Genomic DNA, 14,785 nt, shown 5'->3' with positions numbered 1-14,785 from the left:
TCATGACAACTAATCATCAAAGCGGGACAGCAACACAGCGCAAAACTGTGGTTGTTAAACTGGGTACCAGTGTCTTAACTGGTGGCACATTAGCGTTAGATCGAGCTCACATGGTAGAGCTTGTACGTCAGTGTGCAGAACTGAAAAAGCAAGGCCACTCTGTGGTTATGGTTTCGTCTGGCGCTATCGCAGCTGGACGTGAGCACCTTGGTTACCCCGCACTGCCCAACTCAATGGCGAGCAAACAGTTGCTTGCTGCAGTAGGACAGAGTCAACTGATTCAGGTTTGGGAGTCTTTGTTTGCTATCTACGGCATCAAGATTGGCCAAATGCTGTTAACGCGTGCCGACCTCGATGACCGTGAGCGCTTCCTAAATGCACGTGACACCATCAATGCATTGGTGGATAACGACATTATCCCAATCGTTAATGAGAACGATGCGGTAGCGACCAACGAGATTAAAGTAGGCGACAACGATAACTTGTCGGCTTTAGTCGGTATTTTGTGTGGTGCTGATAAGCTTCTACTCCTGACTGACCAAAAAGGTCTATTTACCGCTGATCCTCGCAAAGACCCAAATGCTGAGTTGATCAAAGAGGTTAAGACCATCGATGATACCTTGCGTAAGATCGCTGGTGGCAGTGGTACCACCTTGGGTACTGGCGGTATGGCCACTAAGCTGCAAGCAGCGGACATTGCGCGTCGTGCAGGTATTGAAGTTATCATCGCAGCAGGCAGCGCAGAGAATGTGGTCTTTGACTCACTCAGCGCAGAGCCACAAGGCACACGTTTCTTGCCATTAGAAGAGGCGCTTGAGAACCGCAAGCGTTGGATCTTGGCTGGCCCTGCATCGGCGGGTGATATCGTGGTTGATGACGGTGCAGTGAATGCTGTGAACACCAAGGGCAGCAGCTTGTTGGCTAAAGGTGTGATTCAAGTTCGCGGTGAGTTCTCTCGAGGTGAAGTGACTCAAGTAACAGACAATAAAGGTAAAGTGATTGCGCGTGGTATCGCAAGCTACTCAAGCCAAGACTTGGCGAAGATTGCGGGCAAACACAGTAAAGATATTGGAGAAATTCTGGGTTATGACTACGGCTCAGAGGTTATTCACCGTGATGACATGGTAGTGATCCAAGAGTAACAGACGAGCTAAACTTAGTACGCTTACTCAGAAAATGAGAGACCAATGAATAGCTGCCGATAGAAGGTGGCTATTTCATTAACTAGCGTACCCAGAATTTCAGATAGACAGACAGAATTAAGGGAGAGTTAAACGTGGATTTAACTAACATGGGTATCGCAGCAAAAGAGGCTGCCTTTCACCTAGCAACAGCATCAACAGCGCAGAAGAACAAAGCGCTCTCTATCATTGCAGATGAACTAGAAGCAAATGCGGCGACCATTCTTGAAGCGAACGCAAAAGACATCGAATTGGGTCGTGAAGCTGGTTTAACAGAAGCGCTGCTTGACCGCCTACTTCTTAACGAAGAGCGTCTAACGGGTATTGCTAACGATGTGCGCAACGTTATCAGCCTGAATGACCCTGTAGGCAGCGAAATTGACAGCAAAGTACTAGAAAACGGTATGTCGCTTTCTCGTCGTCGCGTACCGCTTGGTGTTGTTGGTGTCATTTATGAAGCACGCCCGAACGTAACCATCGACATTGCTGCACTGTGCCTGAAAACAGGTAACGCAAGCATCCTACGTGGTGGTAAAGAGACGTTTTTCTCAAACATGGAGCTGGTTAAAGTTATCCAATCTGCACTAGAAAAAGCAGAGCTACCAGCGGCATCGGTACAATACATTGAGAAGCCAGATCGCGAACTTGTATCTCAACTGCTTAAGCTAGACGAGTACGTTGATATGATCATCCCACGTGGTGGTGCAGGTCTACACAAAATGTGTAAAGAGAACAGCACTATCCCAGTAATCATCGGCGGCTTTGGTATTAGCCACATCTTCGTTGATGAGTCGGCTGACCTAGAAAAGTCAGTGAATGTGGTTGAGAACTCAAAGGTTCAACGCCCATCAGCATGTAACTCGCTAGATACTCTGCTTGTTCATGAAGCAGTCGCTGAGGAGTTCCTTGGTAAGCTTAAAACGCGCCTAGCGGGTAAAGTGACATTAGTGGCTGATGCAAGTGCTAAAACGCTGCTTGCTGATTTCGCTGACGTGCGTGATGCGGGTGAAGATGATTTCGATACTGAGTGGCTAAGCTACACCTTAGGTGTCAAGGTGGTTGCTGACGTAGCGCAGGCGATTGACCACATGCGCGTACATAATGCGAGCCACTCAGATGCAATCATGACAAACAGCCTAGAGAGCTCTGAGCGTTTCATTAACTCAGTCGGTTCTGCGGCGGTTTATGTGAACGCGTCAACTCGCTTTACGGATGGTGCGCAGTTTGGTCTGGGCGCAGAAGTGGCAGTATCAACACAGAAGCTTCATGCTCGCGGTCCTATGGGATTGGAAGAGCTAACCAGCTACAAGTGGGTTGGTAAAGCGAACTACCTAGTTCGTAGCTAGGATGAATGTGAAGCTCGGTTGGTCATAATCAACGAATAACCACATAAAAGGGCCTTAATTGGCCCTTTTTCTTTCCCTACGTTTGGCAATTCCGTTACACTGACAATCAATTATTTGGAGGTGATATGCATTGTCCTTTTTGTTCAGAGAACGACACTAAAGTAATCGACTCAAGGCTAGTCGCAGACGGGCATCAAGTTCGTCGTCGCCGTCAATGCCTGGCATGTAGTGAGCGTTTTACGACATTCGAATCGGCTGAGCTTGTTATGCCAAAAGTGATCAAGTCGAATGGCAACCGTGAACCCTTTAACGAAGACAAAATGGTCGGTGGGGTACAACGTGCATTAGAGAAGCGCCCAGTGAGCGCAGATGCCATTGAACTTGCGATCAGTACTATCAAGTCTCAACTGCGAGCAACTGGCGAGCGTGAAGTACCAACAGAGATGATTGGTAACCTTGTCATGGATCAACTGAAAGAGCTCGACAAAGTGGCTTACATTCGTTTTGCCTCTGTTTACCGTAGCTTTGAAGACATCCGAGAGTTTGGCGAAGAGATTGCCAAGCTAGAGGACTAACTCCCACTCATGTCAAAATTTTCTCCGTTAGATTTTCAAATGATGTCGCGTGCCATGCAACTGGCTAAGCGCGGCATTTATACCACTGCACCAAACCCAAATGTCGGCTGCGTTATCGCGCATGGCGACAATATTGTTGGTGAAGGCTTCCATGCCAAAGCGGGCGAAGCCCACGCAGAAGTTCATGCCATGAGAATGGCCGGCGACAAAGCCAAAGGCGCGACTGCTTATGTCACGCTAGAACCTTGCTCTCATTACGGTCGTACGCCGCCATGTGCTGAAGGGTTGATTAAGGCTCAAGTTGCAAAAGTGATTTGTGCAATGGAAGACCCAAACCCGAAAGTTGCAGGCCGCGGCATCAAAATGCTGCGTGATGCGGGTATTGAGGTGCAAGTCGGGCTGCTAGAGCAAGATGCATTGGCGTTAAACCCAGCCTTTATCAAACGCATGCAAACAGGTATGCCGTTTGTTCAATTGAAGATGGCAGCAAGCTTAGACGGTCAAACTGCTTTGAGTAATGGTCAGAGCCAATGGATTACTTCGCCGCATGCTCGTCGTGATGTGCAGCATTTCCGTGCCAAGGCGGGAGCGGTATTATCGACCAGTCAAACCGTAATTGAAGATAATGCGTCACTTAATGTGCGTTGGGATGAATTACCGCAAGCGGTTCAATCGCTTTATCCACAATCTTCACTGCGCCAACCTACGCGCGTGATTCTCGATCGACAGGCACAATTGCTTCAAGCTGCTAATCAAGATCTCAAGTTGTATCAATCTGAAGCACCAGTGCTACGGGTTGCTGAGTCTGAAGCTGACATTATGGTTGCTCTCGACGGTGAAGGGCAGCTTGATATTGCCCAGCTGATTCAAGATCTTCCTAGTCATCACATCGATCATATTTGGGTGGAAGCAGGCGCAACATTGGCAAAAAGCTTTATTGAGAATCAACTGGTTGACGAGCTAATCTTATACTTAGCACCTAAACTAATGGGCAGTGATGGCCGCGGTTTGATGGGTGCGTTGGGCTTAAGCTCAATGGATGACGTGATCGATTTGTCGATTAAAGATGTACGTATGGTAGGACCCGACATTCGCATTGTCGCTCAGCCAGTATGGAAATCTTAATCCGCGATAGTTATATCTATAGTAATTTAACTGCTTGATGCAAAAGCAGTAAGAACAAGAGTTTTAGAATGTTTACAGGAATTGTAGAAGCCGTAGGTACCCTAAGTGCTATCACACCTCGCGGTGAAGATATTACGGTAACCGTGAATGTCGGTAAGCTGGATATGTCTGATGTACAGCTCGGCGACAGCATCGCCACCAATGGTGTGTGTTTGACTGTGGTTGAATTCGATGACAACAGCTACAGCGCTGATTTATCACTGGAAACTCTGAAAAAGACCGGCTTTATCGACTATCAAGCGGGCGATAAAGTAAACCTTGAGAAAGCAATGCTGCCGACCACTCGTTTTGGCGGTCACATTGTTTCTGGTCACGTTGATGGTGTGGGCGAGATCGTCGAGCGCAACCAAGTTGGCCGTGCTATTGAGTTCTGGGTAGAGATGCCTGCGGAGATCTCAAAGTACGTCGCTCAAAAAGGCTCTATTACTGTCGACGGTATCAGCCTCACAGTGAACGATTTACGTAAGAACGCGTTTAAGCTGACTATTGTTCCTCACACCTCATCAGAGACGACGATTGATCAATTTAATGTCGGTCGTAAGGTGAACCTCGAAGTAGACGTACTTGCTCGTTACATGGAGCGACTACTGCAAGGCCAGCAAGAAGAGTCTAAGCCAGAGTCTCGTCTAACAATGGAATTCTTACAACAAAACGGTTTTGCTTAATCAACAACTCCTTGTGCGCGACAGCGAAGGGTAGTGGAGTTGAGCAATTCCAATCAGGTTTAAACAGTGTCGGTTCTTGGAAGCAGAACCATTTCAAAGGATATAAAATAATGCCAATTAGTACTCCTCAAGAAATTATTGAAGACATCCGCCTAGGAAAGATGGTTATCCTGATGGACGATGAAGATCGCGAGAATGAAGGTGATCTGATCATGGCGGCAGAGCATGTAACGCCAGAAGCAATCAATTTTATGGCGATGTTCGGTCGTGGCTTGATCTGTCTGACGCTAACCAAAGAGCGCTCGAGCCGTTTAGGTCTCGCGCCAATGGTTCAAGACAACAACGCGCAATACACCACTAACTTCACTGTTTCTATTGAAGCAGCACAAGGCGTAACGACGGGTATTTCTGCATCAGACCGTGCCGTGACTGTTCAAGCTGCTGTGGCGAAAGAGGCGAAAGCGGCAGACCTAGTTCAACCGGGCCATATCTTCCCACTGACGGCTCAAGAGGGCGGTGTACTAACACGTGCAGGTCACACTGAAGCGGGTTGTGATTTGGCTCGTTTAGCAGGCTGCGAACCAGCATCTGTGATTGTGGAAATCCTAAATGATGATGGCACTATGGCACGTCGTCCAGACCTTGAAGTGTTTGCTGAAAAGCACGACATCAAGCTAGGTACGATTGCTGACCTTATCGAATACCGCAACAATACCGAGACGACGATTGAGCGCGTCGCGCAGTGTCATCTACCGACTGAGTTTGGTGATTTCGAACTCGTGACATACCGCGACACGATTGATAACCAAATCCACTACGCGATGCAAAAGGGTGACCTTGAGGGTGAAGCGCCATTGGTTCGTGTTCACCTGCATGACACATTCACCGATCTGCTGCATTCTGATCGTGGTACTGAGCGCAGCTGGTCGCTAGATAAAGCGATGAAGCGCATCGGCGAAGAAGGTGGTGTTCTAGTGATTCTTGGAAATGAAGAGTCGTCTGATTCTCTAATCCACAAAGTGAAGACTTTCGAAGCTCAAGACAAGAACGAGCAGCCAACTATGGCTAAGAAGCAAGGTACCTCACGTCGTGTTGGTGTCGGTTCTCAGATCCTGCAAGACCTTGGTGTTCAAGACATGCGCCTACTCTCTTCAAGTACCAAACGCTACCACGCACTGGGTGGTTTTGGTTTGAACGTTGTTGAGTACGTGTGCGAATAACGCTGATTCAAAACAGAACAATCAGCAAACTTTTTAGGTAATACAGTCTCGATTAGACGATAGGTAGCAAGCAGAGAGCACAAGATTGCATAGTCCGCTCTCTGCGTTTTGAGCCTTATCGACAAAGGAATCACGCTGTCGTTACCACTTTGTTTCTCCGGTATCAGTTCAATAAAATTAGCATTAGATATTGCTCACAGTTTTGTGCTAGAATCCGGCGATTCTCACTTGATGAAAATAGTTAAAGGAAGGCTTATGAAAGTGATCGAGGGTGGCTTCCCAGCGCCAAATGCAAAAATTGCTATCGTTATTGCTCGTTTCAACAGTTTTATTAACGAAAGTTTACTTTCTGGTGCAATCGATACTTTAAAACGTCACGGACAAGTTAGCGAAGACAACATCACTGTTGTTCGTTGTCCAGGTGCAGTTGAACTTCCACTTGTAGCGCAGCGCGTTGCAAAAACAGGTAAGTTCGATGCGATTGTATCTCTAGGTACAGTAATTCGTGGCGGTACGCCTCATTTTGACTATGTTTGTAGTGAATGTAATAAAGGTTTGGCGCAAGTGTCTCTGGAATACTCTCTTCCAGTAGCATTCGGTGTGCTAACTGTTGATACGATCGATCAAGCTATTGAACGCGCAGGAACCAAGGCTGGTAATAAAGGTGCAGAAGCTGCACTAAGCGCACTTGAGATGATCAACGTTCTTTCTGAAATCGATTCCTAATGGGGGCCAGTGTGAAACCAGCCGCACGTCGTAATGCACGTCAATTTGCTCTACAAGCAATTTATTCTTGGCAAATTACTAAAGAAAATATTGCCACAGTTGAAGAACAGTTCTTATCTGGTGGTAAGTATGATGAAGAAGAGCATCACGCAGCTGAGCCTGCGCTTGCTATGCCAGAAACAGACGTTGCATACTTCCGCGACCTGCTAACTGGTGTTGCTCTAAGCCACATGGAACTAGACAGCAAACTTCGTCCATTCGTATCTCGACCGATGCAAGATCTGGACTTAATGGAGCTTGCTCTTCTTCGTCTAGCTATGTACGAGATGACTCGTCGCGAAGATGTACCATACAAAGTGGTCATCAACGAAGCTATCGAACTTGCAAAAGTATTTGCAGCAGAAGACAGCCACAAGTTTGTTAACGGTGTACTTGATAAAGCAGCACCGCACGTTCGTAAGAAATAATACGTTCGACATAGAATCGAAAGGTCAGCAAATATGCTGGCCTTTTTTGTAACTGATGACGGTAAAAGAAAGGTAATCACATGTCTGGTGAGTTTAACCTGATTGATAAATACTTCGTAAACCGACAGCCTCAACGTAAGGATGTACATCTTGCCGCAGGTGATGACTGCGCCTTGGTCAAGCCACCAAGTAATGTAGAAATTGCTATCAGCACTGACACCTTAGTCGCAGGTACACACTTTTTAGCCGAAGCGAATCCGGCTTGGGTGGCGCATAAGGCATTGGCATCGAACATCAGCGATTTGGCTGCTATGGGCGCAACCCCTGCTTGGGTTTCGTTCGCTCTGACCATGCCTGAAGTTGATGAGCAGTGGCTGGCTCCTTTCTGTGATTCTTTCTTTAAGCTTGCGGACTATTTTGGTATTCAACTGATCGGTGGTGATACCACTAAGGGCCCTTTGAGCCTGACGTTGACAGTGCAAGGCTTTGTGCCAGAAGGTAAGGCGCTGCGTCGTGACGGTGCCAAAGTCGGGGATTGGATTTACGTGACAGGTAACCTAGGCGACAGCAAGGCAGGCCTAGAGGTATTACTAGACCCACAAACAAACCAATCTAAACCCTACGCTAAAGAGCTTGAAGAGAGACACTATATTAGCTCTCCACGAGTGCTTGCTGGTCAGGCTCTTGTGAACCTCGCTTCATCTGCTATTGATATCTCAGATGGCGTGATTGCAGATTTGAAACATATCCTTAAGCGTTCACAAGTGGGCGCGAGCATCGATGTGAGTGCATTGCCTATTTCTCAAGAGCTACGCCAGTTCACATCTGATATTTCAGCAGCACAGCATTATGCACTGACCAGTGGCGAAGAGTATGAGCTTTGTTTTACCGTGCCAGAAGAAAATAAAGGTTCATTGGAAAGTGCTTTGTCACACACTGGAACAAAAGTTACCTGCATTGGTCAGATAAGACCTGTAGAATTCTTTGAATTGCATAACAACGGTCAACCACTAAGTTGGGACTTAAGTGGATACGATCATTTTAAGGTAAACGGATGACAAACCCTCTCTCTCTTATCTCACTAAAGAACCCTTGGCATTTGTTGGCTACTGGGTTTGGTAGCGGACTTTCTCCGGTCGTGCCTGGCACCATGGGCACTTTGGCCTCGATCCCACTGTACCTATTATTGGTTCAGTTGCCGTTCCCGATGTATGTCGTGGCTGTAGTTATTAGCTGCATCATTGGTGTCAAAATTTGTCAGGTAACCTCTGATGACATGGGTGTACACGATCATGGTTCAATCGTCTGGGATGAGTTTGCAGGCTTTTGGATCACTATGGGCCTAGTGCCTTTGCTACAGCTCCCAACCGATGACTGGAAGTGGTTGCTGACAGGCTTCGTACTGTTCCGCTTCTTTGATATGGTTAAGCCGTGGCCGATAGGTTGGTTAGACAAACGCATCCATGGCGGCCTAGGCATCATGATTGATGATATCGTCGCGGGCGTGATGGCAGGCATTGCGCTTTACGCTGTGGGTCACTTTGCGGGTTGGTTAGCATAAACAGTTTATGGTGCTCTGAGATGCCAATCTTGAGTTAGAGCGCCTTAGTTGGTTAGTTACACAAAAGAAAACAAGGAATAATAATGTCTAAGAAGGTTTACTGTATTGCTCAGTTTCAGCCAAAAGAGGGCAAACTGAACGAGCTTTTCGAAGTACTAAAAGCGCTTGAGCCAAACACAATGCGTGAAGATGGTTGTATTCAGTACACAGTGACTCGTCACCTGCAGAGCCCATTTGCTGAAGGTGAGAGCTACCCAATCGCATTCAACGAGATCTGGGCAGACAATGAAGCGTTTGAAGCACACTGCCAACGTCGTGAAATTCAAGAGTTCTTCCAGCAGCAATGCGTTGAAGAGACTGGCCTAGTTGAGAAGTTCAATGTGTGTATCTACACTGATGAACCAGAGAACTACGACGCACCTGTTCTGAAATAAGCGAATTGCTGCCATCAAATCGGTAATAAAAAAGGTTGACCATATGGCCAACCTTTTTTGTATCTGAAGCATTCGCTGCTTATTTAGCGAGGTAGTCGTTGATCGCTTTTTTAATACCTTTCGCATCTAAGCCAAGTTCTTCGTGCAACTCACCTTGTGTGCCCTGAGCGATGAACTTATCTGGTAGACCAAGGTTCAATACTGGCATTGGCTGTTTTTCTTGCATCAAGAATTCAACTACACCTGCACCAGCACCGCCTGCAATCGCATTCTCTTCAATTGTTACCAGAACGTCGTGTTCAGCGGCCAATTGTTTGATAAGTGCTTCATCGAGAGGCTTCACAAAGCGCATGTCAGCAACCGTTGCATCGATAGCATCAGCGGCTTGTAGTGCATTCTCAAGGAAGGTACCGAAGCTTAGGATTGCTACTTTTGAACCTTCTTTTTGCTGCTCGCTGCTACGAACAATACGGCCTTTACCAATCTCAAGTGCAGAGAACTCACTCTGGATTTCTGTGCCCATGCCATTACCACGTGGGTAGCGAACCGCACTTGGACCATTGTGCTGGTGGCCAGTGTATAGCATTTGACGACATTCGTTTTCGTCGCTTGGTGCCATGATCACCATGTTAGGAATGCAGCGCATAAAGCTTAAGTCGAACGCACCTTGGTGAGTTTGACCATCGGCACCCACAAGACCTGCACGGTCAATGGCGAACATCACAGGTAAATCCATGATAGCCACATCGTGGATCAGTTGGTCATAACCACGTTGTAGGAAGGTCGAGTAGATAGCCACAATTGGCTTATTACCCGCAATCGCCATACCAGTTGCTAGTGTCACTGCGTGCTGCTCAGCAATCGCAACATCGAAGTACTGTTCTGGGTACTCTTTCGAGAATCGAACCATGCCTGAGCCTTCACGCATCGCTGGAGTAATCGCCATCAGCTTAGGATCTTGCGCGGCCATATCACAAAGGAAGTCACCGAATATCTTAGAGAAAGTCGGCTTGGCACTGGTGCTCTTTGGCAGGCTAGAGTGCGCAGGATCGAATTTAGGCACACCGTGGTAGCCAATCGGATCTTTCTCTGCTGGCTCGTAGCCTTTGCCTTTCTTGGTCATGATGTGCAGGAACTGAGGACCTTTTAGATCTCTCATGTTCTTAAGCGTTTTGATTAGCTCGTTAACATCATGGCCATCAACTGGGCCGATGTAGTTAAAGCCAAGCTCTTCGAACATGGTTCCAGGAATTACCATGCCTTTAAGGTGTTCTTCAGTACGGCGCACTAGCTCTTTAATCGGCGGAACGCCAGATAGCACTTTCTTGCCACCTTCACGAATTGACGTGTAAAGATTGCCAGAAAGAACCTGAGCTAAGTGATTGTTCAATGCACCCACGTTTTCAGAGATCGACATTTCGTTATCGTTAAGGATAACCAGCATGTCGTTGTGAACATCACCGGCGTGGTTCATAGCTTCGAATGCCATACCAGCAGTAATCGCACCATCACCAATCACGCTCACGACTTTACGATCTTTGCCTTCTTTTTTAGCACTGATTGCCATACCAAGAGCGGCACTGATAGATGTCGATGAGTGACCAACAGAAAGTGTGTCGTACTCGCTCTCTTCGCGCCAAGGGAAAGGGTGTAAGCCGTCTTTCTGGCGAATAGTCGATAGGCGATCACGTCGACCAGTTAGAATTTTATGTGGGTAAGCCTGATGACCCACATCCCAAACCAACTGATCGAAAGGAGTGTTATATACATAGTGTAAAGCAACCGTCAGTTCCACCGTACCAAGGCCTGATGCCAAGTGACCGCTTGACTGGCTCACAGAGTTCAAGAGGTAGGTACGTAGCTCATCACAGAGCTGTGGAAGCGTCTCTTTTGGTAAAAGACGCAAATCCTCTGGCTTGTCAGCCAAAGCAAGAGTTGGGTACTTTGAAATATCAAGAGTCATAGGTAATGCGCGCTTATAGTCTTAGTTCTTGCGCTCGATGACATATCGGGCGAACTCTTCGAGTAACTGGGTATTGTATGGGATTGCGTCTAAAGCTTGAAGCGCTTCGTTCAATAGAGTTTGAGCTTTTTCTTGAGCGCCGTCCAATCCTAACAAAGAAGGGTAGGTGCTTTTGTTCAGTTCTTCATCAGAACCCTGTGGTTTACCAAGAGTCTCTGTATCACTAATGATATCGAGAATGTCGTCTTGAACCTGAAAAGCTAAACCAATCGCGTCGGCAAATTTATCAAGCTGCGGCAGCACCTCGAAGGCTTTCTCGCCTGCGGCCAATGCACCTAAACGAATGGCACACTTCATCAATGCACCCGTTTTATTACGATGGACTTCTTCCAGCTCTTGCAGCGAAATAGTGCGGTTTTCCGCTTCTAAATCGAGTGCTTGTCCAATGCACATACCTTGAGCACCAGAGGCTTCAGCTAGGCGTTGAATCATACGTACGCGGTTACTCTCTCCAGCAGCACTTAATGTGCCTTCTGCAAGTATAGTAAAGGCCAGCGTTTGTAGTGCATCACCGGTAAGAATAGCCGTGGCTTCGTCAAATTTAATGTGACAGGTTTGATGACCGCGACGCAGTTCGTCGTCGTCCATTGCGGGTAGGTCATCGTGAATTAATGAGTAGGCATGGATACACTCAATCGCTGATGCTGGTGTGTCTAGCTCTTCAGCGCTGCAACCAAGCATTTCCCCTGTGATGTAGACAAGAAATGGACGTGCGCGTTTTCCACCTAGCAGTAAGCCATAACGCATAGCCTTGATTAGGTTTTGGTTTTGATGTGGAAGGCGATCAAGCCATTGGTTTAACTGCTCGTTATTACGTGCTTGATAAGACGTTAAAGTCTCAATCATAGGGGATCTCATACTATTCGTTATTCTGGTTGTGGGTTGAAGTCACTTAGCTCAGCATCTTCGTCGTTTTGAAGAAGAATGCTCACGCGCTGTTCTGCGTCGTTGAGTTTGCTTTGACCTGCACGAGCTAGTGCAATTCCACGCTCGAATTTCTTCAGCGCATCATCTAAAGCTAGATCACCATTTTCAAGTTGATCAACCAAGCCATCAAGCTCTTCAATTGCTGCTTCAAAGCTCATATTTTCCGGTTTCTTAGTAGCCATAATAGTTCTGCGTTTGGAAAGATGAACGAACGTTACCCTAGGGCGTAGAGATGGTCAAATGTAACCAATAAAATTTGCTAGAAAGTTTGTTTTATCGGGCGCTTGGCAGCCATATCGGTGTGACTATAGAAGTGCCACGTCTGAGAAGACCTACTTCCGATGTGCTTACTTGTCATGCGCAGTTATTCATAAGTCTTAATGTCATTCAGACTCAAAAGTGTGATACTTAGGCTAAGAATTTTCTAAAAGATCTTATAGTCTTGCCGATAAGAAGATTATTCTCGAGGTAGAACAAGAAAAAGCATGAGGAGTGCTCAGTGGATTTAGCAACCCTAATAGGTTTAATTGGTGGATTTGCCTTCGTGATCATGGCGATGATCTTGGGCGGAAGCCTTGGGATGTTCTATGACACGACTTCGATCTTGATCGTGGTTGGTGGTTCAACCTTTGTGGTCTTGATGAAGTTCACAATGGGTCAGTTCTTTGGTGCTGCAAAGATTGCAGGTAAAGCTTTTATGTTCAAAGCTGACGAGCCAGAAGATCTGATCGCGAAAGTGGTTGAGATGGCAGATGCGGCACGTAAAGGTGGTTTTCTTGCACTCGAAGAGATGGAAATCAATAACAGCTTCATGCAGAAGGGCATCGACCTGTTGGTAGATGGCCACGATGCTGACGTAGTAAGAGCAGCACTGCAGAAAGATATTGCTCTAACCGATGAGCGTCATGAGCAGGGCGGTAAAGTGTTCAGCGCTTTCGGTGACGTTGCTCCGGCGATGGGTATGATTGGTACTCTGGTCGGTCTGGTTGCGATGCTTTCGAACATGGATGATCCAAAAGCGATCGGTCCTGCGATGGCGGTAGCACTTTTGACGACACTTTACGGCGCGATCCTGTCTAACATGGTGTTCTTCCCGATTGCCGACAAACTGGCACTGCGTCGTGAACAAGAGACGCTAAACCGCCGCCTAGTAATGGATGGCGTATTAGCGATTCAAGATGGTCAAAACCCACGTGTTATCGATGGTTACCTGAAGAACTACCTCAATGAGGGCAAACGTCTTCTAGATGGCGAAGCTGATTAAGGAGCTCGGTAATGGAAGAAGAAACTCCCTGTAAATGTCCGCCCCCCGGCTTACCTTTATGGATGGGTACCTTTGCTGACTTGATGTCACTGTTGATGTGTTTCTTCGTACTGCTGCTCTCTTTCTCTGAGATGGACGTACTGAAGTTTAAACAGATCGCCGGTTCGATGAAGTTTGCCTTTGGTGTACAAAACCGTTTGGAAGTGAAAGACATTCCAAAGGGGACCAGCATCATAGCGCAAGAGTTTCGTCCGGGGCGTCCAGAGCCGACACCGATCGATGTCATCATGCAGCAGACCATCGATATTACCCAGCAAACTTTAGAGTTTCATGAAGGAGAGTCTGAGCGTGCTGGTGGTACCATGCGTGACCAAGGTAAGATGACTGGCGGTAAGTCTCCAGAGACGTCGACTCATGACAACCAAAACTCTGAGTCCGAGAAGGAACAACAGCAACAGTCTGAAGCACAGTCTCAAGAGATGGAAACCTTGATGGAGAGCATCAAGAAAGCCTTGGAACGCGAGATTGACCAAGGTGCAATCGAGGTTGAGAACCTAGGTCAGCAGATTGTGATTCGAATTCGTGAGAAGGGTGCTTTCCCTGAAGGTTCGGCGTTCCTGCAACCTAAGTTCCGTCCTTTGGTAAGACAGGTGGCTGAGTTGGTGAAAGACGTACCGGGTATTGTGCGCATATCAGGACATACCGATAACCAACGCCTAGATTCAGAGCTGTACCGTTCAAACTGGGATCTCTCATCTCAGCGAGCAGTATCGGTTGCTCAAGAGATGGAGAAGGTTAGAGGTTTCTCTCACCAGCGACTACGAGTACGAGGCATGGCAGATACTGAGCCACTGGAGCCGAATGATACTGACTGGCAAAGAAGTCTTAACCGCCGAGTTGAGATCAGCATCATGCAGGGCGAACCGCTCTACAGTGATGAAGTTCCGGTCGTGACTGAATAGAATCACTTCAATAATAAAGCTCAAATCGAAAGCCCGAGTTATATCGACTCGGGCTTTTTTGTGGGAAAACTAAACCTTTTACTGTGTTTAGCAGTACAAACTCTACAGGTTGAGTGCTTATTCCCAGTTGATGATAGGGTTAGGGCAAGCATTCTTTTCCTTGTATGACTTTCTCATGTATAATTCGCGCCCTTAGATTTAGATATGATCTATTCTTGCTTCAAGTGCTCGGTGAAATCTCAGTTTTTT

At 47.1% G+C, this 14,785-nt stretch carries 16 protein-coding genes; 13 read left to right on the top strand and 3 right to left on the bottom strand.

The genetic code is table 11. The features are described 5' to 3' along the window. The first annotated feature begins 2 nt into the window (after positions 1-2). The 11 genes from proB (at position 3) to KI743_RS09675 (ending at position 9,360) form a co-directional block, all read left to right on the top strand. The gene (gene proB, locus KI743_RS09725) at positions 3-1,142 is read left to right on the top strand and encodes a glutamate 5-kinase (protein ID WP_032551631.1); all 1,140 of its coding nucleotides are present in this window, start codon (positions 3-5) and stop codon (positions 1,140-1,142) included. A gap of 134 nt (positions 1,143-1,276) precedes the next feature. Beyond that, positions 1,277-2,527: a glutamate-5-semialdehyde dehydrogenase gene (locus KI743_RS09720; protein WP_285466169.1), complete on the top strand. Its 1,251-nt coding sequence runs from the start codon at positions 1,277-1,279 to the stop codon at positions 2,525-2,527. 125 nt (positions 2,528-2,652) lie between these two features. Next, positions 2,653-3,102 carry a transcriptional regulator NrdR gene (gene nrdR / locus KI743_RS09715; protein ID WP_032551633.1) on the top strand — a complete coding sequence of 150 codons (450 nt, stop codon included), beginning with the start codon at positions 2,653-2,655 and terminating at the stop codon, positions 3,100-3,102. Positions 3,103-3,111: 9 nt separating this feature from the next. Beyond that, positions 3,112-4,227 (top strand): bifunctional diaminohydroxyphosphoribosylaminopyrimidine deaminase/5-amino-6-(5-phosphoribosylamino)uracil reductase RibD, encoded by a 1,116-nt coding sequence (gene ribD, locus KI743_RS09710; protein WP_285466168.1) that lies wholly within the window; start codon positions 3,112-3,114, stop codon positions 4,225-4,227. A gap of 68 nt (positions 4,228-4,295) precedes the next feature. Further along, entirely contained in the window at positions 4,296-4,952 is a 657-nt protein-coding gene (locus KI743_RS09705) for a riboflavin synthase (protein ID WP_032551635.1), read from the top strand. A gap of 110 nt (positions 4,953-5,062) precedes the next feature. Further along, entirely contained in the window at positions 5,063-6,172 is a 1,110-nt protein-coding gene (gene ribBA, locus KI743_RS09700; protein ID WP_285466167.1) for a bifunctional 3,4-dihydroxy-2-butanone-4-phosphate synthase/GTP cyclohydrolase II, read from the top strand. 255 nt (positions 6,173-6,427) lie between these two features. After that, positions 6,428-6,898 carry a 6,7-dimethyl-8-ribityllumazine synthase gene (ribE, locus tag KI743_RS09695; protein ID WP_004741508.1) on the top strand — a complete coding sequence of 157 codons (471 nt, stop codon included), beginning with the start codon at positions 6,428-6,430 and terminating at the stop codon, positions 6,896-6,898. Continuing rightward, on the top strand, positions 6,898-7,365 hold the full coding sequence (nusB, locus tag KI743_RS09690) for a transcription antitermination factor NusB (RefSeq protein ID WP_004734399.1): 468 nt from the start codon (positions 6,898-6,900) through the stop codon (positions 7,363-7,365). The genes ribE and nusB overlap by 1 nt, the downstream gene beginning before the upstream one ends. 80 nt (positions 7,366-7,445) lie before the next feature. After that, positions 7,446-8,423, top strand: a complete 978-nt coding sequence (gene thiL / locus KI743_RS09685) for a thiamine-phosphate kinase (protein ID WP_285466166.1) — start codon at positions 7,446-7,448, stop codon at positions 8,421-8,423. Then, positions 8,420-8,926: a phosphatidylglycerophosphatase A gene (gene pgpA, locus KI743_RS09680; protein ID WP_150869159.1), complete on the top strand. Its 507-nt coding sequence runs from the start codon at positions 8,420-8,422 to the stop codon at positions 8,924-8,926. The genes thiL and pgpA overlap by 4 nt, the downstream gene beginning before the upstream one ends. An 83-nt stretch (positions 8,927-9,009) precedes the next feature. Beyond that, the gene (locus tag KI743_RS09675; protein ID WP_150869158.1) at positions 9,010-9,360 is read left to right on the top strand and encodes a putative quinol monooxygenase; all 351 of its coding nucleotides are present in this window, start codon (positions 9,010-9,012) and stop codon (positions 9,358-9,360) included. 79 nt (positions 9,361-9,439) lie between these two features. Here KI743_RS09675 and dxs read toward each other — a convergent pair whose 3' ends face one another. Genes dxs through xseB form a run of 3 tightly spaced genes read right to left on the bottom strand, consistent with a single transcriptional unit; the run spans position 9,440 to position 12,492 of the window. Next, entirely contained in the window at positions 9,440-11,323 is a 1,884-nt protein-coding gene (dxs, locus tag KI743_RS09670) for a 1-deoxy-D-xylulose-5-phosphate synthase (RefSeq protein ID WP_285466164.1), read from the bottom strand. Positions 11,324-11,344: 21 nt separating this feature from the next. Beyond that, positions 11,345-12,229, bottom strand: a complete 885-nt coding sequence (gene ispA / locus KI743_RS09665) for a (2E,6E)-farnesyl diphosphate synthase (protein ID WP_032551644.1) — start codon at positions 12,227-12,229, stop codon at positions 11,345-11,347. Between the two features lie 20 nt (positions 12,230-12,249). Then, complete coding sequence (gene xseB, locus KI743_RS09660; protein ID WP_032551645.1) at positions 12,250-12,492, bottom strand: exodeoxyribonuclease VII small subunit; 243 nt, start codon at positions 12,490-12,492, stop codon at positions 12,250-12,252. Positions 12,493-12,809: 317 nt separating this feature from the next. Between xseB and pomA the strand changes: the two genes are divergently transcribed. Continuing rightward, a complete protein-coding gene (gene pomA / locus KI743_RS09655) occupies positions 12,810-13,574 on the top strand; it encodes a flagellar motor protein PomA (RefSeq protein WP_032551647.1) in 765 nt (254 codons plus the stop codon). A gap of 11 nt (positions 13,575-13,585) precedes the next feature. Next, complete coding sequence (locus KI743_RS09650; RefSeq protein WP_032551648.1) at positions 13,586-14,536, top strand: flagellar motor protein MotB; 951 nt, start codon at positions 13,586-13,588, stop codon at positions 14,534-14,536. The last annotated feature ends 249 nt before the right edge of the window (positions 14,537-14,785 follow it).

Source organism: Vibrio sp. D420a, from assembly GCF_030248625.1.
In the GTDB taxonomy this organism is placed as follows: domain Bacteria; phylum Pseudomonadota; class Gammaproteobacteria; order Enterobacterales; family Vibrionaceae; genus Vibrio; species Vibrio fortis_A.
This window is presented reverse-complemented; position numbering and strand designations above follow the sequence as displayed.